The following is a 22,563-nucleotide window of genomic DNA, read 5'->3' as shown; positions in this document are numbered from 1 at the left end:
ACAGTCTTCCTTGTTTGTAATCTGTCGAAAGAGGATCTGTTCAAGTTTTCGATTGACGTTGTTTGACGCCTCGCATAGACGGCGTCAAGCGTTCCCGTGAAGAATGGAACGTGCAGCCAGCCAGCCCCCGCCGCGAGCACGATCGCGAGGGGCCCGCCAGCCATCGACGACACAATCGACACTTCAGGATGGATGGCGATGCGTAGGCTCTTTGTGGGGGCGGTCTCGCTCGGCGCGCTGGCGCTCGGCGCGGGCGCGGCGGGGGCGCAGGACGAGGGCGTGACCCTCGATGCGATCACGGTGACGGCGACGAAGGACGAGACCCGCGCCGTCGACGCGCTCTCGGCGACGAGCGTCGTGACGCGAGACGAGATCCGCACGCGCTCGGTGCAGCGCATCGGCACGATCCTGAACACGCTGCCGAACGTCGCCACGCAGGAGAACCCGGACGATCCGGCCACCGCGGTCAACATCCGCGGCCTGCAGGATTTCGGCCGCGTCGCGGTGACGGTGGACGGCGCGCGGCAGAACTTCCAGCGCTCCGGCCACAACGCCGACGGCGCCTTCTTCCTCGACCCCGCCTTCGTGCGCGTCATCGACATCACCCGCGGGCCGGTGGCGAACGTCTACGGCTCGGGCGCCATCGGCGGCGTCGTCTCCTTCCAGACCGTCGATCCCGACGACGTCCTCGTCCCCGGCGAGCGCCTGGCGCTCTCGCTCGATTCCACCTTCGTCATGGGCTCGCAGACGGGTCTCATGGGCTCGGGGATCGCCGCCATGCGGCCGACCGAGGCCTTCGGCGCGCTGGTGGGCCTGAGCTTGCGCACCCTCGACGATTACGACGACGGCGACGGCGCCCTCGTCTCCGACAGCGGGCAGGAGCTGGTGTCGGGCCTCGGCAAGGTGGTCTTCGAGCCCGCCCCCTTCCACGAGGTCGAGCTCTCCGCGCAGCTCCAGCGCTTCGACTTCGCCAACGGGCTCGGCAACGCCCGCGAGCCGCGCCGCGACAACGAGGTCGTGACCGAGACCTATGTCGGCCGCTGGAGCTTCGCCGATCCCGGCAATCCGTGGGTCGACGCCACGGTCCAGGCCTGGTCGACGCGCACGCGCACGGATCAGGTCCAGACCACCGGCACGCCGCCCTCGCTCGGCGCCGAGCGCTCCTTCGAGATCGTCACGACCGGCGTCGACGCCTTCAACACGTCGCGCTTCGACGTGGGGCCCGTCGCCTTCGCGCTGACCTACGGCGTCGACGCCTTCCGCGACGAGGTGACCGTCCGCGATCCCATCGGCTCGGCCGACCTCTACACGCCTTCGGGCGAGCGCACCGTGTGGGGCGGCTTCGTGCAGAGCCAGGCCTCGTGGGGCATGCTCGACCTCGTCGGCGCCGTACGCTTCGACGCCTACGAGCTCTCCGGCGGGGGGCTGACGTCGCAGGGCGACCGGGTCTCGCCGAAGCTGACGATCGGCCTTCGCCCGATCGAGGGCCTGCAGATCTACGGCACCTACGCCGAAGGCTACCGCGCGCCGTCCGTCACCGAGACGCTGGTCGCCGGCGTGCATCCCTTCCCGGCATCGTTCAGCTTCATCCCCAACCCGAACCTGCGCCCGGAGGTCGGCAAGACGCTGGAGGCCGGCGTCAACCTCTCCTTCGACGACCTCTTCGTCACCGGAGACCGGCTGCGCGGCAAGGTCTCGGTCTTCCGCAACGACGTCGACGACTACATCGAGAGCATCTATTCCGATCCGGGCCAGCCCTGCGGCAACCCGCGCTTCCCCGCCGCCTGCGCCGACGCGTCCTTCCGTTACGACAATATCGCCCGCGCCCGCCTCACCGGCGCGGAGATGGAGCTCGCCTACGACGCGCGCCGCTGGTTCGCGAGCGTGTCGGGCGGCATCACGCGCGGCGACAACCGCGTCACCGACGAGCCGCTGACCTCGATCTACCCGGACCAGCTGACGCTCGGGGCGGGGCTGCGCTTCCTCGAGGAGAAGCTGACGCTCGGCGGGCGCGTCACCTTCGTCGGCGCGCAGGACCGGCTGCCGCTGGCCTCCGCGAGCCTCGAGAGCGACGCCTATACGCTGGTCGACCTCTACGGCTCCTACGACATCACCCCGGACGCGCGCGCCTACGTCACCCTGGAGAACGTGGGCGACGTCCAGTACCGTCGCTTCCGGGACGGCGCCGACAGCCCGGGCTTCGTCGCCAAGGTCGGCTTCCAGGCCAGGCTGGGCATGTGAGCGCCCGGCGCGAGAGCCCCCCGAGCCGGAGCCGCTCCGACATCACGCACAGGAGAACGCCATGTTCGTCGCCATGAACCGCTTCAAGGTCGCCAAGGGCCGCGAGGGCGATTTCGAGACCGTCTGGTCGAGCCGCAAGACGCGGCTCGACGAGATGGCCGGCTTCGTCACCTTCCATCTGCTGAAGGGCCCGGAGCGCGAGGACCACACGCTCTACGCCTCCCACACGGTCTGGACCGACCGGGCGAGCTTCGAGGCCTGGACGCGCTCCGAGCAGTTCCGCGATTCGCATCGCAACGCGGGACAGAACAAGGGGCTCTATCTGGGGCATCCCGAGTTCGAGGGCTTCGAGAGCGTGCTCGGCGAGAGCGCCGACCAGGCGGCGAAGGTCGCGTGATGAGCGCGCTCGCCGATACCGGGACGAGCCTCCTCGCGGCGATCCGCGAGAGCCTCGCGGAGAAGCCCGACGGCGTGCTCGAGGAGGTGGCGCGCCGTCACGGGGCGCCGCTCCTCACCGTCGTCGAGGCGCTGCCGGAGGGCGAGCGCCTCGTCCTCTCGGGCGAGCGCTTCGGCGAGGTCTGGGCCTCGATGACGACGTGGGGCGAGGTGCTCTTCCTCGTGCACACCTCCACCATCGTGCTGGAGGTCGTGGGGCGCCTGCCTCCCGGCACCGTCGGGCGCGGCTATTTCAACATCCACGGCGACAGCCCCATCGGCGGCCACATCCGCGCGGACGCGTGCCGCGCGATCGTCCTCGTCGACCGCGCCTTCCACGGCCGGCGCTCGTGCTCCGTGCAGTTCTTCGACGAGACGGGCGCCTCGATGTTCAAGATCTTCGTTCGCCGCGGGCCGGACCGGGAGCTCGATCCCGCGCAGCTCGCCGCGTTCGAGGCCCTGCGCGAGAGGCTCGCCCTGCCATGACGCCGCTGGCCCTCGCGCCCGAGGCGGCGCCCGCCGCGCACGATCTCTCGCCCTGGGGCATGTTCCTCGCCGCCGACGTCGTGGTGCAGGGCGTGATGATCGGGCTCGTCGCGGCCTCGATCCTGGTGTGGACCATCGCCCTGGTGAAGGGCCTCGAGCTGGCGGGCGCGTCGGCGCGCGCGCGCCGGGCGCTGCGTCTCCTCGACGACGCGACCTCCCTCGAGGAGGCGCAGCGCGCTTTCGCCGGGCGCGGCGGGGTGCCGGCGGCGCTGGTGCGGGCGCTCGGCGAGGAATGGCGCGAGAGCGAAGCGCTCGGGCCGAGGCGCGATCCCGCGGGCGTGCGCGAGCGCCTCGCGATCCGCTTCGCGCGCATCGAGAAGGCGGCGGCGCGCCGCCTCTCGGCGGGGACCGGCCTCCTCGCCATCACCGCGTCGGCCGCGCCCTTCGTGGGGCTGTTCGGCACGGTGTGGGGGATCATGAATTCCTTCATCGGCATCGCCGAGGCGCAGACGACGAACCTCGCCATCGTGGCGCCGGGCATCGCGGAGGCGCTGCTGGCCACCGGCATCGGCCTCGTCGCGGCGATCCCGGCGGCGATCCTCTACAACCTCTTCGCCCGCGGCCTCGCCGGCTATCGTGGCGGGCTCGGCGACGTCTCGGCGCGGCTCGCCCGGCTCGCGAGCCGCGAGCTCGACGCAGCCCGCGCCGCCGAGACGCCGCGGCTTCGCTTCGCGGCGGAGTAGGAGCGCTTCGCCATGGCCTTCGCCACGCGCCCGGACGGGGACGAGGATGCGGCGGACGAGCTCGCCGAGATCAACGTCACGCCCTTCATCGACGTGATCCTCGTCCTCCTCATCGTGTTCATGATCGCGGCCCCGCTCGCGACCGTGTCGGTTCCCGTCGACCTGCCGGCCTCGAACGCCGCGCCGCAGCCCGCCCCCGCGCAGCCCGTGGTGCTCACGCTGGATGCCGAGGGCGCGCTCTCGCTCGGGGAGGAGACCATCGACCGCGCGGCCCTCGCCTCCGCCCTCGACGCGGCGACGGGGGGCGATCGGACGACACGGGTCTTCCTGCGCGCGGACCAGACGCTGCCCTATCGCGCGCTGATGGACCTCTTGAACGAGCTGCGGGCGGCGGGCTATCTCGCCGTCGCGCTCGTGGGGCTCGAGACGAGCCCCGTGGACGTCCCGCCGGGCGCGCCATGAGGACGAGCGGGCGCGCCGTGCGGCTGGGCGGCTGGATCGCCGCGGCCGGCATCGCTGGCGCGGCGCACGCGGCTTTGGGGCTCGCGCTGGCGCCGATCACGCCGCCGCCCGTGGCCGAGCCCGAGCCCGCGGGTATCCTCGCCCTCGAGCTCGCCGCGCTCCCGAGCGCCCCCGAACCCGAGCCCGTCGTCGAGGAGGCGCCCGCGCCGGAGGCGATCGCGGGGGAGAACGCGCCCGCGTCGGAGAGCGTCGAGGAGCCGCTTCCCGAGTTGGTCGAGCCGGAGCCCGTTACCGAGCCCGAGCCGATCGAGCAGCCCGAGCCCGAGCCCATTCCCGAGCCCGACCCGGAGCCCGAGCCCGAGCCGGAGCTCGCCGCGGAGCCCGCACCCGAAGCCCCCTCCCCGCTCGTCTCCCTGCCGCCGGCGCGCCCGCGCGACCTGCCGCCGCCTCCGGCCCCGCGCGAGCGCGTCGCGCGATCCGCGCCTCAGGCCGCGAGCCCGGGCCGCGACGCCTTCGATTCCGCGCCGGCCCGTCAGCGCGCGCCCGCCCGTGCGGAGCGCACGGCCGCGCCGGAGCCGAGCCGCGCGGCGGCGGCGAGCCCGGCGGAGACCGCGCGCTGGCAGGCGCGCCTCCTCGCCCATCTCGAGCGCCACAAGCGCTACCCCTCCGCGGCGCGCTCGCGGCGCGAGGAGGGCGTGGCGCAGGTGACCTTCGGCCTCGACGCATCCGGGCGCGTGACGAGCGCGCGGATCTCGCGCTCGAGCGGCTCGGCCGCGCTCGACGAGGCGGCGCTCGCCATGGTGCGCCGGGCCTCGCCCACGCCCGCGCCGCCGGCCGGCGCGATCACGCTCACCGTCCCCGTGCGCTTCGACCTGCGCTGACGCGGCCAGCCGTCACGCCGCCTCGTCGATGCGCCGCGGCGGCGCCTCCTCCTCCTCGGCGCCGACGGGCGCGGGCTCCACCACCTCCGGATCGCTCGCGACATGGCCCACCGTCTGGCTCATGCGCTCGTTGAGGATGACGAAGGGGCGCTCGCGCTTCTCGGGCCCTTCGACGCGCAGCGCGCGCCAGATCGCGAAGGCCATGAAGGCCGTGCCGATCGCCGCGACGAGCGCGAAGACGCCGTCGAAGCCGGTCTCGCCCATGAGCCCCGTGCCGATGATCGGCCCCGCCGCCGAGAACAGGCCGTTGACGAGGATCAGCTGGCCGCTCACCGCCACCGCCTGGTCGGGTCCGGCGCGATCGTTGGCGTGGGCGACGCAGACCGGGTAGATCGTCGACAGGAAGCCGCCGAACAGGAACGTGACGGGAAAGAGCGCGTAGGAGAGCGGGATCGCCATCAGCGCCAGGCACGAGAGCGCCATGCCCGCCGCCACGCCGGCGGCGACGAAGCGCCGGTCGAGCCTGTCCGAGAGCCGCGCCACCGGTACCTGGAAGGCGAGGCCGCCCATCACCGCCGTCGCCACGTAGCCGGCGATGTACCAGCGACCGATGTCGATCGACGTCGCGTAGGCCGGCACGAGGCCGTAGAAGGCGCTGCCCGCGAGCCCCGCCGCCGCCGACCCCGCCACCGAGACCGGGGCGATCTCGCGCAGCCGCGCGAGGCTCAGGCTCGGCCCCACCGGCATGGCGGGCGGGACGGAGCGCGTCATCGCCACGGGCACGAGGGCGAGGCAGAACAGGGCTGCGGCGAGCGAGAACAGCTCGTAGCCGAGCGGTGCGGGCAGGTTGATGAGGAATTGCCCGGCGCCGAAGGCGAAGCCCGTGGCGACCATGTAGACGGCGAAGATCGTGCCGCGGTCCTTGGGCGCGATCGTGCCGTTGAGCCAGCTCTCGGCGGTGACGAAGAGGCCCGCGAAGCCGAAGCCCATGACGATGCGCAGCGCGAGCCAGGCCGGCGCGCTCTCGAGGATGGGCATCATCACGCTCGATGCCGCGATCAGCCCCGCGAGCGCGGCGAAGAGGCGGATGTGTCCGACCCGCCGCAGCAGTCGATCGGCGAAGGCGGCGCCCGCGGTGTAGCCCACCGAGAAGCCGGCGAGGACGAGGCCGATGGCGAGCGGCGAGAAGCCGCCGGAGGAGGCGCGGATCGCCACCAGCGTCCCGAGGAAGCCGTTGGCGATCTGGACGAGCACGACGCCGAGGATCGTGCTCGCGACGGAGACGAGCGCTAGTTTCATGAGAAGCGGTGACCGGTGATCGTAGACAGGTGGGTGTGCGGGCGAATCGGTCGGCGGCGGGCTCGATCCGGCGCACCGCCCTGGAAGCGAATGGTGCCCACAGTGAGGCGCGCCCGTCGCCTCGGCGGACCTGTCGCGAACGGGAAGGCCCCCGCGCCGGTTCGCCGCCTTTCGCATGCGCCGGCGGCATAGGCGTATGCCGCGGCGGGGATGGGCAAAACGCGCCTTCACCCGGCGTCCGCGAGAGGCCATCGTCTGGCGCAGAGACACGCGCACCGCAGAGGAGAACGAGAATGGACACGCGCAACGTCGATCCCGTCTGGGATCTCGTCGAGGCCAAGCGCGAGGATTTCGAAGGTCTCGCGGACCGCGTCTTCGACGCGCCGGAGATCGCCTACACCGAGCGCAAGGCGGTGGCCGAGCACACCGCCATGCTTCGCGCGCAGGGCTTTCGCGTCACCGAGACCATCGCCGGCATCCCAACCGCCGTGATGGGCGAGTGGGGCGAGGGCGGGCCCGTCATCGCGATCCTCGGCGAGTACGACGCGCTGCCGGCGCTCAGCCAGAAGCCTGGCGTCGCCACCCACGACCCCGTCGAGGAGAACGGCCACGGCCACGGCTGCGGCCACAACCTGCTGGGCTCCGCGGCCATCCTCGCCGCCACGGCCGTGCGCGACTGGCTCGAGGCCGAGGGCGTGCCCGGTCGCGTGCGCTATTACGGCTGCCCCGCCGAGGAGGGCGGCGCGGCCAAGACCTACATGGTCCGCGACGGCCTCTTCGCCGACGTCGACGCCGCCATCACCTGGCACCCGGCGTCCTACACGGGCGTCGACCCGGCCCGCTCGCTCGCCAACACGCGCATCGACTTCACCTTCCACGGCAAGGCGGCCCACGCCGCCGGCGCGCCGGAGCTCGGGCGTAGCGCGCTCGACGCGGTGGAGCTGATGAACATCGGCGTCAACTACCTGCGCGAGCACATGCCCGACGAGGCGCGCGTGCACTACGCCTATCTCGACGCCGGCGGCATCGCCCCCAACGTCGTCCCGGCCCGCGCCACGGTGCGCCAGCTCATCCGCGCCCGCGACCTCGCCGGCCTCGCCGATCTCGTGACGCGGGTGCGCGCCATCGCCGACGGCGCCGCGCTGATGACGGGCACGCGCGTGGAGAGCCGCGTCCATTCCGCGGTGTCGAACCTCATCGGCAACGACCCGCTCGAGGAGGCGCTCCAGCGCGTGCTCGACGGCCTCGGCCCGGTGCCCTTCGACGCGGCGGACCGCAGCTTCGCCGAGGAGATCCGCAAGACGCTCTCGCGCGGGGACGTCGAGGCCGCCTTCCGCGACATGGGCCGCAAGCCGGACTACGCGCTGCCGCTGTGCGACTTCGTGCTGCCGCTCGATCGCCCGAAGCTCGGCGGCATGGGCTCGACGGACGTGGGCGACGTCAGCTGGGCGGTGCCCACCGTGCAGGCGCGGGTCGCGACCTGCGCCATCGGCACGCCGCTCCACACCTGGCAGATGACGGCGCAGGGCAAGGCGCCCGCCGCCCACAAGGGCATGGCCCACGCCGCCAAGGCCATGGCCGGCCTCGCGCGCATGCTGATGCGCGACGAGCGCCTGCGCGCGGCGGCGAAGGCGGACCATGCCGAGCGGCTGGCGCAGAGCCCCTATTCCTGCCCGATCCCGGCGGACGTCCGCCCGCCGGTTGCGAAGGTCGCCTGAAGACGACCGCTCGCCGAGAGCGGCGTGGCGCGACACGCCATGCCCGGCGCCGGTCGCCGAGCGCGACCGGCGCCCTCCCGATCCCTCTTGAACGGCAAGCCCACGCTTCCCATCTCCCGGATGCGCCGGCCGAACGGCGGCGCGTCAGACCCGGTCCGGCCCCTGGCGGCGGACCGATCGCACGAACCTGCATGTCGCTTCAGCGAAAGGATATGCCATGCGTCACTTCGATCTCTCCCCCCTCTACCGCAACACGGTCGGCTTCGATCGCCTGTTCTCCACGCTCGACCAGCTCGCCGGCGTCGACGGCGCTCAGGGCTACCCGCCCTACAACATCGAGCGGACCGACGAGAACGCGTACCGGATCACCGTCGCGGTCGCCGGCTTCACCGAGGACGACCTCGCCATCGAGGTGAAGGAGCACACGCTCGCCGTTCGCGGCAAGAAGGCCGACGAGGAGCGTCGCTCCCAGTTCCTGCATCAGGGCATCGCCGCGCGCGCCTTCGAGCGCCGCTTCCAGCTCGCCGACGGCGTGCAGGTGACGGGCGCCACCCTGGAGAACGGGCTCCTGCACATCGACCTCGTGCGCGAGATCCCCGAATCCAAGAAGCCGCGTCTCGTCCCCATCGCCTCCGCCGACAAGGCGCCGAAGACGCTGGAAGCCGCGGCCGCGTAAGCCGCGCGCCCCACGCACCGAATGACCGACGCCTCCCGCGCACGCCGCGCGGGGGGCGTTTTCGTGTGGAGAGGCGCGGCACGCGCGGCGCGCGCGGCTTTACTCCGGCTTCATGCGACACTAAGACCTCCCTCGGCGACCCGGGCGCGAAGTACGGGCGCGATCACACGGGGAGGACGCCATGCTGCGACGAATGGGGCTCGGTTCCGCACGGATCGTGGAGCGCTGGCTGCCCGATCCCTTCGTCCTCGTCCTGATCCTCACGCTCTTCGTCTTCGCGCTGGGCATGGCGGTCGAGGGCGAGACGCCGGTCGCCATGCTGCAGCATTGGGGCGACGGGTTCTGGAACCTGCTCGCCTTCTCCATGCAGATGGTGCTCATCCTGGTCACGGGCTGGGTGCTCGCCTCCACGCCCTTCGTGCGACGCATCCTGGCCGCGCTCGGCGGGCTCGCGAAGACGCCCGGTCAGGCGATCGTGCTCGTGACGCTCGTGTCGCTCGCGGCGGCATGGATCAACTGGGGCTTCGGCCTCGTCATCGGCGCCATGTTCGGCCGCCAGCTCGCCCGCACGGTGGCGGGCGTCGACTACCGCCTGCTGATCGCGAGCGCCTATTCCGGCTTCGTCGTCTGGCACGGCGGGCTCGCCGGCTCGGTGCCCCTGGTCATCGCCACCGAGGGGCATTTCATGGCGCAGAGCATGGGCGTCGTGCCGACGAGCGCGACGATCTTCTCGGCCTTCAACCTGCTCATCGTAGCCTGCATCTTCGTGGTGCTGCCGCTCGTCAACCGGCTGATGCTGCCCAAGCCCGAGGAGACCGTCACCGTCGATCCGGCGATCCTCGAGGAGACGCCCCCCGCCACCGCCGCGCAGGACGCGCGCACGCCGGCGACGCGGCTCGAGGAGAGCGTGCTGCTCGCCCAGGCCGTGGGCGTCATGGGCATCGTCTTCGCCGCCTACTACTTCCTGGCGGAATCGGGCGCGCTCAACCTCAACATCGTCAACTTCGTCTTCCTGTTCCTGGGCCTGATGCTGCACGGGCGCCCGGTGCGCTTCCTCGCCGCGCTGCAGGAGGCTGCCAAGGGCGCGAGCGGGATCATCATCCAGTTCCCGTTCTATGCCGGCATCATGGGCATGATGATCGGCTCGGGGCTCGCCGCGAGCCTGTCGCAGGGCTTCGTCGCCGTGGCGAACGAGACGACGCTGCCGCTCTTCACCTTCCTCGCGGCGGGCATCGTCAACATCTTCGTGCCGTCCGGCGGTGGGCAATGGGCGGTGCAGGCGCCGGTGATGATCCCCGCCGCCCTCGAGCTCGGCGCCGATCTGCCGCGCATCGCCATGGCGGTCGCCTGGGGCGACGCCTGGACGAACCTGATCCAGCCCTTCTGGGCGCTGCCGGCACTGGCCATCGCGGGCCTGCGCGCCAAGGACGTGATGGGCTTCTGCCTCGTCGCGCTCGTCGTCACGGGCGTGGTCATCGCCATCGGCATCACGGTCTTCCCGTGATGCCGATCATCGCTCAGCCCGTGTAGAGATCCGCGTAGCGCTCGCGCAGGGCCGCCTTCTGGACCTTGCCCATCGTGTTGCGCGGAAGCTCGGGCAGGACGATGACGCGCTTGGGCTGCTTGTAGCGCGCGAGCCGATCCGCGAGCGCCGTGAGGACGGCGCTCTCCTCGATCGCGGCCCCGGGCTCGGCCACCACCACCGCCGTCACGCCTTCGCCGAAATCGGGATGGGGCACGCCGAAGACGGCGCTCTCGACGATGCCCGGCAGGAGGTCGATCTCGGTCTCCACCTCCTTGGGATAGACGTTGTAGCCGCCCGTGATGACGAGGTCCTTGCCGCGCCCGACGATGTGGACGTAGCCCCGCGCGTCGATCTTGCCGAGATCGCCCGTGACGAAGAACCCGTCCTCGCGGAACTCCGCCTTGGTCTTCTCGGGGTTACGCCAGTAGCCCTTGAACACGTTGGGCCCGCGCACCTCGATCATGCCGATCTCGCCGTTCGCGAGCGGCGCGCCCGTCTCCGGGTCGACGACGCGCAGATCGACGCCCGGGAGCGGGAAGCCGACCGTGCCGGGCACGCGGTCCCCGTCATAGGGGTTCGACGTGTTCATGTTCGTCTCGGTCATGCCGTAGCGCTCGAGGATGGCGTGTCCCGTGCGCGCGGAAAACGCCTGATGCGTCTCCGCCAGCAGCGGCGCCGAGCCCGAGACGAACAGGCGCATGTGCGCCGTCGCCTCCCGCGTCAGCCCGGGATGCTGCAGGAGCCTGACGTAGAAGGTCGGCACGCCCATCATCGTCGTCGCCCGCGGCATCAGCCGCATCACCTCGTCCGCGTCGAAGCGCGGCGCGAAGAGCATGGAGGCACCCGAGAGCAGGATCGTGTTCGTCGCCGTGAAGAGCCCGTGCGTGTGGAAGGTCGGCAGCGCGTGGAGCAGCACGTCGTGCGCCGTGAAGCGCCAGATCTCCTTCAGCGTGCGCCCGTTGGAGGCGAGGTTCTCGTGGGTCAGCATGGCGCCCTTCGAGCGCCCGGTCGTCCCGGACGTGTAGAGGATCGCGGCGAGATCGTCGGGCCCGCGCATCGCGTCCGCGAAATCCGGCGAGGCGGCGGAGGCCGCCTCCCGCAGCGAGCCGCCGCCCGCCGCGTCGAGCGTCTCCACCGCCTTCACGCCGCGCGCCTGCGCCATCTCGGCGAGGGCGCCCTTCGCCTTCGGATCGCAGACGAAGAGGGCGGGCTCCGCGTCCTCGATGAAATAGGCGAGCTCGGCGGGCGTGTAGGCGGTGTTGAGCGGCAGGAAGACCGCGCCCGCACGCAGGCAGCCGAGCAGGAGGAGGATCACCTCCGGGCTCTTCTCCACCTGCACCGCCACGCGGTCCCCGGGCTCGACGCCGAGCGCGCGCAGCGCGGACGCGAAGCGGCCGGCCTCGGCGAAGGCGTCGGCATAGGTGATGCGCCTCCCCGTCGGCGTCTCGATGAAGAGCCTCGCCGGATCCGCGATGCCCCGCCTGATCTCCTCGTAGAGATGCGCGCCCATGCCGCCTCGTCCTCCCTTCGTCTCTTCTTTCGTCTGCTCGTCGTCTCAGGCTTCCTCGAGCCCGGCGATCGCCCGGGCGAAGTCGCGCGCGGCGAAGGGCTCGAGGTCGTCGACCCCCTCCCCCACGCCGATGAAGTGCACCGGCAGGCCGAAGCGCTCTGCGAGCGCGACGAGGATGCCGCCACGCGCCGTCCCGTCGAGCTTCGTCATCACGATGCCGGTGACGCCCGCCGCCTTCTGGAACAGCTCCACCTGCGAGAGGGCGTTCTGGCCCACCGTCGCGTCGAGGACGAGGAGCACCGCGTGGGGCGCGGTGTCGTCGACCTTCTTCATCACGCGCACGATCTTCTCGAGCTCGGACATGAGCCCCGCCTTGTTCTGCAGCCGGCCTGCCGTGTCGACGAGGAGCACGTCCGTGCCGTCGCGGCGCGCCTGCGTGAGCGCGTCGAAGGCGAGGCCGGCGGCGTCCGCGCCCTGCTCGCGGGAGATCACGGTCGATCCCGTGCGCTCGCCCCAGACCTTGAGCTGCTCGATCGCGGCGGCGCGGAACGTGTCCCCCGCCGCCATGGTGACGGAGAGCTTCTGGGCGCGGAACTTCGCCGCGAGCTTGCCGATCGTCGTCGTCTTGCCCGCGCCGTTGACGCCCACCATCAAGAGCACGAAGGGCTTTCGCCCGCGGTCGATGGAAAGCGGATGCGCCACGGGCGCGAGCGAGCGCTCGACCTCGGCGGCGAGCACGCGCTTGACGTCGTCGGGCGGGATCTCCTTGTCGTAGCGCCCCTTGGCGACGGCCTCGGTGATGCGCGTCGCGGCAGGCACGCCGAGATCGGCCTGGATGAGGATGTCCTCGAGATCCTCGAGCGTCGTCGCGTCGAGCTTGCGCTTGGTGAACAGGCTCGTGATGGCGCCGCCCATCGAGGAGGAGGTGCGCGCCAGGCCCTGCGTGAGACGCTTCCACCAAGAGACCTTCGGCGCCGGCGCGACGGCGGCCGGCGGCGCCGGTTCCGGCTCGGGCTCGGGCTCGGGCTCGGGTGCCGCCTCCCGGGCGACGTCCTCGCGCTCGATCGGGGAGAGGGGCCGCTGCTCGGGCGCCGGCGCGCCGGCGGGGCCGGGCTGGCGGGCGAGCTCCTCCGCGACGGCCGCCTCGCGCGCCGCCTCGCCGGCAGGCTCGATCGGCTGGAGATCGGCGCCGGCGAGCTCGCCGGGCACGTGCGCGGCGGCGTCGGGCGAAGGCTCGGTCACGGTGGAGGCGGCGGGGGGAGCCTCCTCGGCGCGCTCTTCCTCGCGCTCGCTCTCGCGCTGTTCATCGACCGCGCGCGCGGTCTCCTCCCGCGGCTCCTCGGCGGGCGCTTCGCCCTTCCTGCCGAACAGCCGCGAGAAGAAGCCGCGTTTCTCGGTCTCGTCAGCCATGCCTCGGCGCCTCCGTACGCGTCGCTTGCGGTTTCGCGTCGTCCGCTCTAGCGGATTTCGCATGAGATCCGAAGAGATAGTGTCGCGCATCCTGTATCGCGACGGCCTCGTCCTCGTCCTCGACAAGCCCGCGGGCCTGCCGGTGCATCCCGGCCCCGGTGGCGGGGAGACGCTGACGCGCCACCTCGACGCCCTGCGATTCGGCCTCAAGTGGCGCCCCGAGCTCGCGCACAGGCTCGATCGCGACACGTCGGGCTGCCTGGTGCTGGGACGCCACCCCAAGGCGCTGCGCAAGCTCGCCGATCTCTTCGCGACGGGACGGGTCGAGAAGACCTATCTCGCCCTCGTCTCCCCGGCGCCGGCGGCGGACCGGCGCGAGATCGAGCTCGCCATGGGACCCGCGGCCCCGGACACGCCCTGGCGCATGAAGATCGACCCCGACGGGCAGCCGGCGCTCACGCGCCTCCAGGTCCTCGCCCGGGCCGCCGACGGCGAGCGGGCGCTCGTCGCGCTGGAGCCGGTGACGGGCCGCACGCATCAGCTGCGCGTCCATTGCGCGGCATCGGGCTTTCCGATCGTGGGGGACGCGATCTACGGCGGCGTGCCGCGCGGGGCGCCGCTGCACCTCCATTCCTGGCGCGTCGGCCTGCCGCTCTCGCGCGCGAAGCCGCCGATCCGGGTGGAGGCGCCGCTGCCCGAGCCGCTACGCGGCGCTGCAGCGGCGCTCGGCTTCGATGTGAACGGTTGGAAAGATTCGGCCGACGAGACGTTTTCCTGAGTGACGCGGAACGATTCCGTTTTTCGGAACCGGATTGGACCCGAACTTGCATGACGATGGAACCGCAGCAGGTCAGGTGCGTTGTTCATCCGCCGTTCATGGAGGGACCTCATGCACTTCTTCAGACTCCCCAACCGCGATCTGATGCCGATCGTGAGCCTGTCCTTCGTGTTCGCGGCCGTGGGGCTCGGCGCCGTCGCCGCGCTGCTCGCCATGCCCGGGCCGGAGCTCAGCCTCGCCGCGTTCATGCCTTGAGGTTCACGCCTCGAGCGAGGCTGCCGGCTTCGACGGCCGTGGCTGCCGGCTTCGACGGCACGGTGAGCGGACATCGAAGCGGTTGACTGTCTGGGAGGCGGCGAGAGCCGCCTCTTTCTTTTTGCGTCGAGCAGTGAGTGACGATCAGCCGTGCGCCGCGCGCAAAGCCGCGTCGAGATCGGCGAAGAGATCCTCGACGTCCTCGCAGCCCACCGACAGGCGCAGCAGGTCCGGCGGGCAGGGCGTGTCCGGACCCTCGATGGAGGCGCGGTGCTCGATCAGGCTCTCGACGCCGCCCAGCGACGTCGCCCGCGTCCACAGCGCGACCTTCGCCGCGGTGGCGATCGCCGCCGCCTCGCCGCCGGCGGCGCGGATCGAGAGCATGTAGCCGAAGCCGTTCTCCATCTGCCGCCGGGCGATGTCGTGGCCGGGATGGCTCGCGAGCCCCGGATAGAGCACCTCGGCCACGTGCGGATGCGCGGCGAAACGCTCGGCGAGCGTCATGGCGGAGGCCGCCATCGCCGCGGCGCGCAAATGGAAGGTGCGCATGCCGCGCATCAGCAGATAGGCCTCGAACGGCCCGAGGATCGCCCCGCCGCCCTTGCGGATCGTCGCGAGGCGCTGCCAGAAGGCGTCGTTCTCCCGCCCCGCGAGCACGCCCGCCACCACGTCCGAATGCCCGTTGAGGATCTTCGTCGCCGCATGCATCACGACATCCGCGCCGAGCGCGAGGGGGCGCGTGTGGTAGGGCGAGGCGCAGGTCGAATCGACCGCGAGCCGCGCGCCCGCCGCATGCGCGATCTGCGCCACTGCGGCGATGTCGGTGAGCGTCCAGAGCGGGTTCGCCGGCGTCTCGATCCAGACGAGCTTCGTCTCGCCGGGGCGGACGGCCGCGCGCAGTTCCTCGAGATCGGAGGTCTCGACGAGGGTCACGTCGAGGCCGGCGCGAACGCCCTCCGTCATCAACCACTGGCGCAGCGCCCAATACATCACCTTGGGCGCGACCACGTGATCGCCGGGATCGAGGGCGCGGAAGACGGTCGTCGCCGCCGCCATGCCCGAGCCGAAGAGGAGCGCGCCCGCGGCGGCCTCCTCCAGCATGGCGATCACCTCCTCCGCCTCGCGGATGGTGGCGTTGTCCGGACGGCCGTAGACGTAGCCGGAGGAATAGGCGTTGTCCTCGTCGCGCACGAAGGTCGTGGCCACGTGGATCGGCGGCACCACCGCCTTCGTCACGGAATCGATATGGCCCATGGCCTGGACGGCGAGGCTGCGCTTCGAGACGGAACGCTGATCGGACATGCGGGGCTCCCTTCGCCCCGCCCTTGAACCAGAGCCGCCGCGCGCCGGCAAGCGGGCGGCGCGCGAAGCCGGTCAGCCGCAAGCCGCACCGGATGCGGCCTCGGCGAACGCTGCGTCAGAGCGGGGCGCAGGCGCCCGCGAGCCAGTCCCGCGTCGCCTCGTCCACCAGCGGGCCGAGCGTCTCCAGCACGCGCGCGTGATAGGCGTCGACGAAGGCGATCTCGTCGGCATCGAGCAGCGCCGGCGCGATCAGCGCCCGCGCGTAGGGCGCGAGCGTCAGCGTCTCGAAGCCGCGCATCTCCCGCTCCCCGCCCGCGATCTCGCGTGCCTCGACGAGGATCAGGTTCTCGATGCGGATGCCGTAGGCGCCGGTCTTGTAGTAGCCGGGCTCGTTGGAGAGGATCATGCCCGGCTCGAGCGGCGTCGTGCCGGTCTTGGCGATGCGCTGCGGCCCCTCGTGCACGGAGAGGAAGCTGCCGACGCCGTGGCCCGTGCCGTGGTCGTAGTCGAGCCCCGCTTGCCAGAGCGGCGCGCGGGCGAAGCCGTCGATCTGCGCGCCCGTCGCGCCCTTGGGAAACACCGCGCGGGAGATGGCGAGGTGGCCCTTCAGCACCCGCGTGTAGCGATCACGCATCTCGTCGGTGGGCTCGCCCACCGGCAGCGTGCGGGTGATGTCCGTGGTGCCGTCGCGATATTGCGCGCCCGAATCGATGAGGAACAGCTCGCCCGTGGCGAGCGCCCGGTTCGAGGCCGCGGTGACGCGGTAGTGCACGATGGCGCCGTTGGGTCCGGCGCCGGCGATGGTTGGGAACGAGACGTCCTCCAGCGCGCCGGTCTCGGCGCGGTAGGCCTCCAGGCGCTCCACCACGTCGATCTCGGTGAGCCCGCCGGGCGCATGGTCCTCGAACCAGGCGAGGAAGCGCGCGAAGGCCGCGCCGTCGCGCACGTGCGCCGCGCGGGCGCCATCGATCTCGGCGGGCGTCTTGACCGCCTTCATGCGCGCGATCGGATCGGCGCCCACGTCCGGCTCGGCGCCCGCCTCGCGCACCACGTCGGACAACGCCTTCGCCGCCGTGTCGCGGTCGAGGCGGATCTTGCCGCCGCGCGCGGCGAGGTCGGCGAGGGCGGGGGCGAGCGCGTCCGGCGCGCGGAAGGTCGCGAGCGCGCCCACGGCGTCGCCGGTCTCGTTCGTCACCTTGGCGGGATCGAGGAAGAGCGTCGCGGTCCCCTCGCGCGGCAGGAGAGCGTAGCCGAGCGGGAGAGGCGTGTGCGCCACGTCGCCGCCGCGCAGGTTGAACAGCCAGGCGAGCGCATGCGGGTCGGACACGACGAGGGCGTCGAGCTTCTCGGCGGCGAGGGTCTCGCGCAGGCGCGCGAGCTTCTCGGAGCGCGAGAGGCCGGCGAGCTCTTCCGGGTGCGGGCGCACGGGCGCCTTCGGGCGCGCCGGGCGATCCTCCCAGATGGCGTCGATCGGGTTCGGGGAGAGCGCGACGAGCCGCCCGCCCGCGGCCTTCGCGGCGGCCTCGAGCCGCGCCACCTCCCCCGCCGTGTGGAGCCACGGGTCGTAGGCCAGCGCCGCGCCCTCGGCGAGGTTCGCCTCGACCCAGCGCGCGGGCGACGTCTCGCCGGAATTCACGACGGTGATCACGCCCGTGTCGGTCTGCGAGGGCGCCTGGAGCGTGTAGCGTCCGTCCACGAACAGCGCGGCGCGATCGGCGAGGATCACGGCCGTCCCGGCCGAGCCGGTGAAGCCGGTGAGCCAGGCGAGACGCTCGTCGCAGGGCGGGACGTATTCGGATTGATGCTCGTCCGAGCGGGGCACGACGAAGCCCTGCACGCCGCGCCGCGCCAGCTCGGCGCGGAGCGCCGCGATGCGCGGTGCGGTGCGGGCGGGATCGGCGCGGTCGTCGAAGGTCTGGAAGCGGCTCATGGCGAAGAGGTACGCGAAAAGAGCGGCACTGCGCAACGGCGCGGCACGGTGCTGCTCACGCGCTATGCACCATGCGTACGCCTTCGGCCGATCGGACGCCGAGCCCTGCGCGTCATGCATATCCGCTCCGGCGCCTACGGCGTAGCTAGGACAGGGGTACTGACCTAGATTGCGCTGCAACAACGGAAACGCTCGGGCCACACCGACAGCCGAGATCCAACCGACCAGGAGATCGTCCCATGGCCTATGCCCTCGACACCTTCGGCTCCGCCGCGCGCAACGCCGGCACCGCCGCAACCGAAACCCCTCGTCCGGGCCTCTTCACCCGCGTCCTGCGCCGCATGCAGGAGGCCCAGCTCGAGCGCGTGCGTCGCGAGCTTCGCCTCTACGCGCCGCATCTCGAGGCGCGCATGGAGAACGAGGGCGTGCGCAAGGTCTCCCTCTCCGACGACGCGCGCCTGCCTTTCGTGCGCTGAGCGCATTTCGCGTGCGCCGATCAAAGCGCACGTGTCGGATCAGCGAAGCGGCCGTGCGGCCGCGCCGCCCCGCTCGAGGGTGAGCGCGGCCCAGCCCTCGAGATCGCGCCGCTTCGCCAGGGCGAAGCCCTGCGCGCGGTAGGCCGAGAGGACGCCGGGCACGTCGCTGGCGAGCAGCCCCGAGAGGACGAGCGTCCCGCCGGGCGCCGTCACCCGCGCGAGATCGGGCGCGAGGCGCCGCAGCGGCTTCGCCAGGATGTTGGCGAAGACGAGATCGAAATGCCGGGTGCGCGCCGCCTGCGCCGCCCGGATGCCCGGCCCGACATAGAGATCGAGCCAGGGCGCCACGCCGTTCGCCCGCGCGTTGTCGCGCGCCACCGCGACGGCGACCGGATCGATATCGCCGGCCACCACCTTGCGCTTCGTGCCCTTCGCCGCCGCGAAGGCGAGGATGCCCGTGCCCGTGCCGACGTCGAGGACGCGCATGGGCCGGCGCCGCTTCGTCTCGTCGACGAGCGCGAGCAGGCAGCCGCGCGTCGTGCCGTGATGCCCCGTCCCGAAGGCGAGCGCCGCCTCGATCTCGATGGCGAGATCGTTGGGCGCACGCGTATGACGATCGTGCGAGCCGTGCACGAGGAAGCGCCCGGCCCGCACGGGCTTCAAGCCCTCGAGCGAGGCCGCGACCCAGTCCTTCTGCGCGATCGCCTCGAACAATGCGCGATCCGCCTCCTCGCCGATGACGGGGCGGATCATGGCGCGAACGGCGTCCTCGTCCGGCGGCGAGGCGAAATACGCCTCCAGCAGCCAGGTCTTGCCGTCCTCCGCCTCGAAGGCGGCGACCGCCGTCTCGGCGGGGTCGAACATCTCCCCGATGACGTCGGTCGTGGCGCGTGCCGCGCGCTCGCTGGTGGCGAGGCGCATGACGTGGGTCGGGCGGTTGGGGTGCAGGCCTTCGAGCATGGCGAGGCTCTAGCACCGTCCTCGCGCTTCGCAAAGCGGGCGGGTGCGTCTCACGAGCGTGCGTCTCACGAGCGTGCGCGATGCCGCGCGCGCCGCGGTGGCTCCGGCTCCAGCACGAGCCGCCCGGCGGCGAGCGTGACGAGCGCGCCGCCGAACGTCTCGCGGAACGACGCATCGGTCGCGATCGCCGAGGCGAGGCGGCTCCAGAAGTCTTCGAGCCGCGAGAGCCGCTCGTAGCCCTCGCGCGCGCCGACGTGGCGCACGGCGCACGCCAGGACCCTCAGCGCAATCTCCTCCGGCTCGGCCAGGAGGCCGCGGGCGTCGAGGGCGAGCGGCGTCTCGGCGAGCACGAGCCGCCGGAAGGCCGCCTCGGCGACGGCATCGAGCGCGTCCTCCGCCCGCGCCGCGCGCGCCGCGAGGCGCGCCAGGCGCTCGGGGCCGAGCCCCTCCTCAGCGAGGAGCGGCGCGACACGGCGCAGCCGGGCGCGGGCGAAGCGCTCGGCCGCGTTCGAGGGGTCCTCGACGAAGCCCCAGCCGTGCGTCTGGCAGGTCGCGACGAGCCGCGCCTTCGGCAGGTCGAGGAAGGGCCGCGCCAGCACCAGCCCGTCGAGATCCGCCCGCGCCCGCATGCCCGCGAGCCCGCCGGGGCCCGATCCGGCGCACAGGCGAATCAGCACGGTCTCGGCTTGGTCGTCCCGATGGTGCGCGGTTAGAACGGCGCCGGCCCCCGCCGCGCGAGCGGCCTCGGCGAGGAGCGCGTAGCGCGCGGCGCGCGCCGCGTCCTGGATGCCGCTCGCGGGCTTCTCGCCGTCCCAGGTCCGGATCTCGTGGGGAAGCCCGGCCTCGCGCGCCCATTCGCCGACCCGGCGCGCCTCCTCGGCGGAGCCGGGGCGCAGCGCGTGATCGATCGTGACGACGGCAACGGCCGTGCCGATCTCGCGCGCGACCGGCGCGGCGAGCCGCATCAGAGCGACGGAATCGGGCCCGCCGGAGACGGCGAGGATAAGGCCACGATCCTGGAATTCGTGGAAGAGCGGCGCCAGGCGCGCCCGCGCCTCGTCGTCGACGAGGGGGTCGGCGTCCGTCGCGGCCATTTCCTTCGCGGCCATCTCCTTTACGGCCATGCGGGGCGCGCGGCGTCAGCCGCAGGAGGCGCGGCGGCGCTCGCGCTCGACCGCTTCGCGCACGGGCGCGGAGGCGTCGTCGTAGCGGCGCGTCAGCTCGGCGAAGGTGGCGCAGGCCTGCTCGCGGGCGCCGAGCTCGATGAGCGAGGTGCCGAGCTTGAGCATGGCGTCGGGCGCCTTGGGCGAGGTCTCGAACTCCGTCGAGACCTTGAGGAACTGCTCCGCCGCCTCGCGATGGCGGCCGCGCTGGGCATAGGTCTCGCCGAGCCAGAAGGTCGCGTCCGGCACCAGCGCGTCGCGCGGATGGGACTGGAGATATTGCCGAAAGCCCATCTCCGCGCGCTCGTATTGGCGCTGCAGCAGGTAGGCGTAGGCCGAATCGTAGTCGAAGCGCGGGTCCTCCGAGCCGGTGGCGGCGATGGACGGGCCGGAGCGCTCGACGCTCGGCAGCGGCGCCTCGCCGCGCAGGATCGCGGCGATATCGAGGGGTGCGCCCCCGCCTTCCGGCGGGGGAGCGTCGGCGGCGCCCAGCGGCGTCGAGGGCGTCGTCGTGCCCAGCGGCTGCGGCGCGCCGGGTGCCGCGGGGCTCGCGGAGGGGTCGAACACGTCCGAACGCTGCTGCGGCGTCGGCGATGCGGCGGGGGGCAGGGACGAGCCGGGCCCGCCCATCTCCTGGAAGCGGAAATCGACGTCCTCCTGGAAGCGCTGCAGCTGCTCGCGCAGCTGGCGGTTCTGGAAGGTGAGCTCCTCCACCTGGCCGGAGAGGCGGCGCACCTCCTCCTCGAGCTGGTTGAGGCGCACGACGATCTCGGTCGCGCTCTGCGCCCGCGCGGGCGAGGCCCCGCCGACGAGCGTCGCGAGCGCGGTCACGACGCCGAGCGCGAGGAGAGCGAGCGCGAGAAACGGCGCGCGGGTGTCACGAGTGAGCTGCATGGATGGCGATACCGATCGGTGCGGGAAGGTCCCCGTACCACAGGGCCGCCCTTCGGCCAAAATATGGCGGAAGCCGGCTTACGGCCGCGCTTCGCGCGAGGCTCGCCTCACGCCCGCGCCGGCCCCTCCCCCCGCGCCTGCTGCTCCGCCTCCACGGCGCAGGCGAGGATCGCGAGCGCGATGCCCTCGGCGGCCGCCCTCACGTCCGCCAGAGAGGGGAAGCTCGGGGCGATGCGCAGGTTCTCGTCCTTCGGGTCCGCGCCGCCGGGCCAGGTCGCGCCGGCGGGCGTCATGGCGATGCCGAGCTCCCGCGCCAGCGCGACGACCTTGCGCGCCGTGCCCGCGCGCACGTCCACCGAGACGAAGTAGCCGCCCCGCGGGCGCGCCCAGCGCGCGGCGCCGGTGCCCGAGAGCCGCGCCGTGAGGGCCTCCTCGACGGCGGCGAACTTGGGTGCGAGCAGGGCCCTGTGCTTGCCCATATGCACGGCGAGCCCCGTCTCGTCGCGAAAGAAACGCACGTGGCGCAGCTGGTTGAGCTTGTCGGGGCCGATTGTGCGCAGCCCCGCATTGGCGAGGTACCATTTCACGTTCGCCGGCGAGGAGCCGAAGAAGGAGAGGCCGGCGCCGGCGAAGGTCACCTTCGAGGTCGAGGCGAAGACGAAGGCGCGGTCAGGGTTGCCCGCCGCCGCGCAGGCGTCGAGGACGTTGGCGAGCGCGTCGCCCTCCTCCTCGAGGTCGTGGACGGCGTAGGCGTTGTCCCAGAACAGCCGGAAGTCCGGCGCCGCCGTTTCCATGGCGGCCAGCGCCTCCACCACGTGCGGCGCGTAGGTCTCGCCGGTGGGGTTCGCATATTTCGGCACGCACCACATGCCCTTGACGGCGGGATCCTTCACGGCCTCGCGCACCGCGTCGAGGTCCGGCCCCTCGCCGGTGAGCGGCACGGGGATCATGCGCACGCCGTAGCCTTCGGTGATGGCGAAGTGGCGGTCGTAGCCCGGCACCGGGCACAGGAAGGCGATGCCGCCGGGCTCCTGCCCCCACGGCCGGACGCTGCCCGGTACGCCCTTGATCAGCGCCCAGACGAGGCAATCGTGCATCAGTGCGAGCGAGGCGTTCTCGCCGACGACCACCTGGTCCGCCGGCGCGCCGACCATGCCGGCGAAGAGGCTGCGCGCCTCGGCGATGCCCTGCAGGCCGCCGTAATTGCGCGCGTCCTCGCCGGCCTGTGTATGGAAGTCGCCGTTGCCCGGCAGCGTCAGCATCGCGTTGGCGAGATCGAGCTGCTCGGGCGCGGGCTTGCCGCGCGTCATGTCGAGCTTCAAGCCGCGCGCACGGAAGGCCTCCACGTCGCGGGCGAGGTCGGCCGCGAGGCCGGCCAGATCGGCGTTCGAGAGATCGGCGAGAGCGGGCACGGGCGGC

21 protein-coding genes are annotated in these 22,563 nt (G+C 72.5%); 12 read left to right on the top strand and 9 right to left on the bottom strand.

Annotation, left to right across the window (positions count from 1 at the left end; translation table 11 throughout):
* Positions 1 to 198 precede the first annotated feature (198 nt).
* From IEX89_RS11235 to IEX89_RS11210, 6 genes are all read left to right on the top strand, one after another.
* Entirely contained in the window at positions 199 to 2,241 is a 2,043-nt protein-coding gene (locus tag IEX89_RS11235) for a TonB-dependent hemoglobin/transferrin/lactoferrin family receptor (protein ID WP_188912897.1), read from the top strand.
* Between the two features lie 61 nt (positions 2,242 to 2,302).
* On the top strand, positions 2,303 to 2,638 hold the full coding sequence (gene hmuQ, locus IEX89_RS11230; RefSeq protein ID WP_188912895.1) for a heme-degrading protein HmuQ: 336 nt from the start codon (positions 2,303 to 2,305) through the stop codon (positions 2,636 to 2,638).
* Positions 2,638 to 3,162 carry a heme utilization cystosolic carrier protein HutX gene (gene hutX / locus IEX89_RS11225; RefSeq protein ID WP_188912893.1) on the top strand — a complete coding sequence of 175 codons (525 nt, stop codon included), beginning with the start codon at positions 2,638 to 2,640 and terminating at the stop codon, positions 3,160 to 3,162. Before hmuQ ends, hutX begins: the two co-directional genes overlap by 1 nt.
* Positions 3,159 to 3,905, top strand: coding sequence for a tonB-system energizer ExbB (gene exbB / locus IEX89_RS11220; protein ID WP_188912891.1), 747 nt, complete (start codon positions 3,159 to 3,161; stop codon positions 3,903 to 3,905). The genes hutX and exbB overlap by 4 nt, the downstream gene beginning before the upstream one ends.
* A 12-nt stretch (positions 3,906 to 3,917) precedes the next feature.
* Entirely contained in the window at positions 3,918 to 4,367 is a 450-nt protein-coding gene (gene exbD / locus IEX89_RS11215; protein ID WP_188912889.1) for a TonB system transport protein ExbD, read from the top strand.
* Positions 4,364 to 5,248, top strand: a complete 885-nt coding sequence (locus IEX89_RS11210; protein WP_188912887.1) for an energy transducer TonB — start codon at positions 4,364 to 4,366, stop codon at positions 5,246 to 5,248. The genes exbD and IEX89_RS11210 overlap by 4 nt, the downstream gene beginning before the upstream one ends.
* A 12-nt stretch (positions 5,249 to 5,260) precedes the next feature.
* Here the strand turns inward: IEX89_RS11210 and IEX89_RS11205 are convergent, their stop codons facing one another.
* Positions 5,261 to 6,547 carry an MFS transporter gene (locus tag IEX89_RS11205; RefSeq protein ID WP_188912886.1) on the bottom strand — a complete coding sequence of 429 codons (1,287 nt, stop codon included), beginning with the start codon at positions 6,545 to 6,547 and terminating at the stop codon, positions 5,261 to 5,263.
* Positions 6,548 to 6,840: 293 nt separating this feature from the next.
* Here IEX89_RS11205 and IEX89_RS11200 point away from each other — a divergent pair, with 293 nt between their 5' ends.
* The 3 genes from IEX89_RS11200 to IEX89_RS11190 all read left to right on the top strand — a co-directional run bounded on the left by IEX89_RS11200 (position 6,841) and on the right by IEX89_RS11190 (position 10,445).
* Complete coding sequence (locus IEX89_RS11200) at positions 6,841 to 8,265, top strand: M20 family metallopeptidase (RefSeq protein WP_188912862.1); 1,425 nt, start codon at positions 6,841 to 6,843, stop codon at positions 8,263 to 8,265.
* A gap of 217 nt (positions 8,266 to 8,482) precedes the next feature.
* On the top strand, positions 8,483 to 8,941 hold the full coding sequence (locus IEX89_RS11195; protein ID WP_188912859.1) for an Hsp20 family protein: 459 nt from the start codon (positions 8,483 to 8,485) through the stop codon (positions 8,939 to 8,941).
* A gap of 181 nt (positions 8,942 to 9,122) precedes the next feature.
* The gene (locus IEX89_RS11190; RefSeq protein ID WP_188912857.1) at positions 9,123 to 10,445 is read left to right on the top strand and encodes a short-chain fatty acid transporter; all 1,323 of its coding nucleotides are present in this window, start codon (positions 9,123 to 9,125) and stop codon (positions 10,443 to 10,445) included.
* Between the two features lie 13 nt (positions 10,446 to 10,458).
* Here IEX89_RS11190 and IEX89_RS11185 read toward each other — a convergent pair whose 3' ends face one another.
* Both IEX89_RS11185 and ftsY read right to left on the bottom strand, forming a co-directional pair.
* Positions 10,459 to 11,976, bottom strand: a complete 1,518-nt coding sequence (locus IEX89_RS11185; RefSeq protein ID WP_188912855.1) for a malonate--CoA ligase — start codon at positions 11,974 to 11,976, stop codon at positions 10,459 to 10,461.
* A gap of 45 nt (positions 11,977 to 12,021) precedes the next feature.
* Entirely contained in the window at positions 12,022 to 13,386 is a 1,365-nt protein-coding gene (gene ftsY, locus IEX89_RS11180; protein ID WP_188912853.1) for a signal recognition particle-docking protein FtsY, read from the bottom strand.
* Between the two features lie 61 nt (positions 13,387 to 13,447).
* Here ftsY and IEX89_RS11175 point away from each other — a divergent pair, with 61 nt between their 5' ends.
* Both IEX89_RS11175 and IEX89_RS11170 read left to right on the top strand, forming a co-directional pair.
* Positions 13,448 to 14,164 (top strand): RluA family pseudouridine synthase, encoded by a 717-nt coding sequence (locus IEX89_RS11175; protein ID WP_188912852.1) that lies wholly within the window; start codon positions 13,448 to 13,450, stop codon positions 14,162 to 14,164.
* 111 nt (positions 14,165 to 14,275) lie between these two features.
* Positions 14,276 to 14,419 carry a hypothetical protein gene (locus IEX89_RS11170; RefSeq protein ID WP_188912850.1) on the top strand — a complete coding sequence of 48 codons (144 nt, stop codon included), beginning with the start codon at positions 14,276 to 14,278 and terminating at the stop codon, positions 14,417 to 14,419.
* A 144-nt stretch (positions 14,420 to 14,563) separates the two neighbouring features.
* Here the strand turns inward: IEX89_RS11170 and IEX89_RS11165 are convergent, their stop codons facing one another.
* The gene (locus tag IEX89_RS11165; protein WP_188912848.1) at positions 14,564 to 15,721 is read right to left on the bottom strand and encodes a trans-sulfuration enzyme family protein; all 1,158 of its coding nucleotides are present in this window, start codon (positions 15,719 to 15,721) and stop codon (positions 14,564 to 14,566) included.
* Positions 15,722 to 15,836: 115 nt separating this feature from the next.
* The gene (locus IEX89_RS11160) at positions 15,837 to 17,651 is read right to left on the bottom strand and encodes an aminopeptidase P family protein (protein ID WP_188912846.1); all 1,815 of its coding nucleotides are present in this window, start codon (positions 17,649 to 17,651) and stop codon (positions 15,837 to 15,839) included.
* Positions 17,652 to 17,890: 239 nt separating this feature from the next.
* Between IEX89_RS11160 and IEX89_RS11155 the strand changes: the two genes are divergently transcribed.
* A complete protein-coding gene (locus IEX89_RS11155; protein WP_188912844.1) occupies positions 17,891 to 18,127 on the top strand; it encodes a hypothetical protein in 237 nt (78 codons plus the stop codon).
* Between the two features lie 39 nt (positions 18,128 to 18,166).
* On the opposite strand, the gene IEX89_RS11150 is transcribed toward IEX89_RS11155, so the two are convergent.
* From IEX89_RS11150 to IEX89_RS11135, 4 genes are all read right to left on the bottom strand, one after another.
* Positions 18,167 to 19,087 (bottom strand): 50S ribosomal protein L11 methyltransferase, encoded by a 921-nt coding sequence (locus IEX89_RS11150; protein WP_188912842.1) that lies wholly within the window; start codon positions 19,085 to 19,087, stop codon positions 18,167 to 18,169.
* A 65-nt stretch (positions 19,088 to 19,152) separates the two neighbouring features.
* The gene (gene tilS / locus IEX89_RS11145) at positions 19,153 to 20,181 is read right to left on the bottom strand and encodes a tRNA lysidine(34) synthetase TilS (RefSeq protein WP_188912840.1); all 1,029 of its coding nucleotides are present in this window, start codon (positions 20,179 to 20,181) and stop codon (positions 19,153 to 19,155) included.
* A gap of 45 nt (positions 20,182 to 20,226) precedes the next feature.
* Positions 20,227 to 21,144 carry a tol-pal system protein YbgF gene (ybgF, locus tag IEX89_RS11140; protein WP_188912831.1) on the bottom strand — a complete coding sequence of 306 codons (918 nt, stop codon included), beginning with the start codon at positions 21,142 to 21,144 and terminating at the stop codon, positions 20,227 to 20,229.
* Positions 21,145 to 21,251: 107 nt separating this feature from the next.
* Positions 21,252 to 22,556, bottom strand: coding sequence for an aspartate aminotransferase type Ic (locus IEX89_RS11135; RefSeq protein ID WP_188912829.1), 1,305 nt, complete (start codon positions 22,554 to 22,556; stop codon positions 21,252 to 21,254).
* Positions 22,557 to 22,563 lie beyond the last annotated feature (7 nt).

Source organism: Salinarimonas ramus (genome assembly GCF_014645695.1).
Lineage (GTDB): Bacteria > Pseudomonadota > Alphaproteobacteria > Rhizobiales > Beijerinckiaceae > Salinarimonas > Salinarimonas ramus.
This window is presented reverse-complemented; position numbering and strand designations above follow the sequence as displayed.

Excerpts from the sequence above, each read along its gene's own strand:
- IEX89_RS11170 (WP_188912850.1), top strand. The coding sequence starts at position 14,276 with ATGCACTTCTTCAGACTCCCCAACCGCGATCTGATGCCGATCGTGAGC.
- IEX89_RS11195 (WP_188912859.1), top strand. The coding sequence starts at position 8,483 with ATGCGTCACTTCGATCTCTCCCCCCTCTACCGCAACACGGTCGGCTTC.
- IEX89_RS11205 (WP_188912886.1), bottom strand. The coding sequence starts at position 6,547 with ATGAAACTAGCGCTCGTCTCCGTCGCGAGCACGATCCTCGGCGTCGTG.
- IEX89_RS11200 (WP_188912862.1), top strand. The coding sequence starts at position 6,841 with ATGGACACGCGCAACGTCGATCCCGTCTGGGATCTCGTCGAGGCCAAG.
- IEX89_RS11155 (WP_188912844.1), top strand. The coding sequence starts at position 17,891 with ATGGCCTATGCCCTCGACACCTTCGGCTCCGCCGCGCGCAACGCCGGC.
- ftsY (WP_188912853.1), bottom strand. The coding sequence starts at position 13,386 with ATGGCTGACGAGACCGAGAAACGCGGCTTCTTCTCGCGGCTGTTCGGC.
- IEX89_RS11185 (WP_188912855.1), bottom strand. The coding sequence starts at position 11,976 with ATGGGCGCGCATCTCTACGAGGAGATCAGGCGGGGCATCGCGGATCCG.
- tilS (WP_188912840.1), bottom strand. The coding sequence starts at position 20,181 with ATGGCCGCGACGGACGCCGACCCCCTCGTCGACGACGAGGCGCGGGCG.
- ybgF (WP_188912831.1), bottom strand. The coding sequence starts at position 21,144 with ATGCAGCTCACTCGTGACACCCGCGCGCCGTTTCTCGCGCTCGCTCTC.
- IEX89_RS11160 (WP_188912846.1), bottom strand. The coding sequence starts at position 17,651 with ATGAGCCGCTTCCAGACCTTCGACGACCGCGCCGATCCCGCCCGCACC.
- IEX89_RS11150 (WP_188912842.1), bottom strand. The coding sequence starts at position 19,087 with ATGCTCGAAGGCCTGCACCCCAACCGCCCGACCCACGTCATGCGCCTC.
- IEX89_RS11210 (WP_188912887.1), top strand. The coding sequence starts at position 4,364 with ATGAGGACGAGCGGGCGCGCCGTGCGGCTGGGCGGCTGGATCGCCGCG.
- exbD (WP_188912889.1), top strand. The coding sequence starts at position 3,918 with ATGGCCTTCGCCACGCGCCCGGACGGGGACGAGGATGCGGCGGACGAG.
- hutX (WP_188912893.1), top strand. The coding sequence starts at position 2,638 with ATGAGCGCGCTCGCCGATACCGGGACGAGCCTCCTCGCGGCGATCCGC.
- hmuQ (WP_188912895.1), top strand. The coding sequence starts at position 2,303 with ATGTTCGTCGCCATGAACCGCTTCAAGGTCGCCAAGGGCCGCGAGGGC.
- IEX89_RS11165 (WP_188912848.1), bottom strand. The coding sequence starts at position 15,721 with ATGTCCGATCAGCGTTCCGTCTCGAAGCGCAGCCTCGCCGTCCAGGCC.
- IEX89_RS11175 (WP_188912852.1), top strand. The coding sequence starts at position 13,448 with ATGAGATCCGAAGAGATAGTGTCGCGCATCCTGTATCGCGACGGCCTC.
- IEX89_RS11190 (WP_188912857.1), top strand. The coding sequence starts at position 9,123 with ATGCTGCGACGAATGGGGCTCGGTTCCGCACGGATCGTGGAGCGCTGG.
- IEX89_RS11235 (WP_188912897.1), top strand. The coding sequence starts at position 199 with ATGCGTAGGCTCTTTGTGGGGGCGGTCTCGCTCGGCGCGCTGGCGCTC.
- exbB (WP_188912891.1), top strand. The coding sequence starts at position 3,159 with ATGACGCCGCTGGCCCTCGCGCCCGAGGCGGCGCCCGCCGCGCACGAT.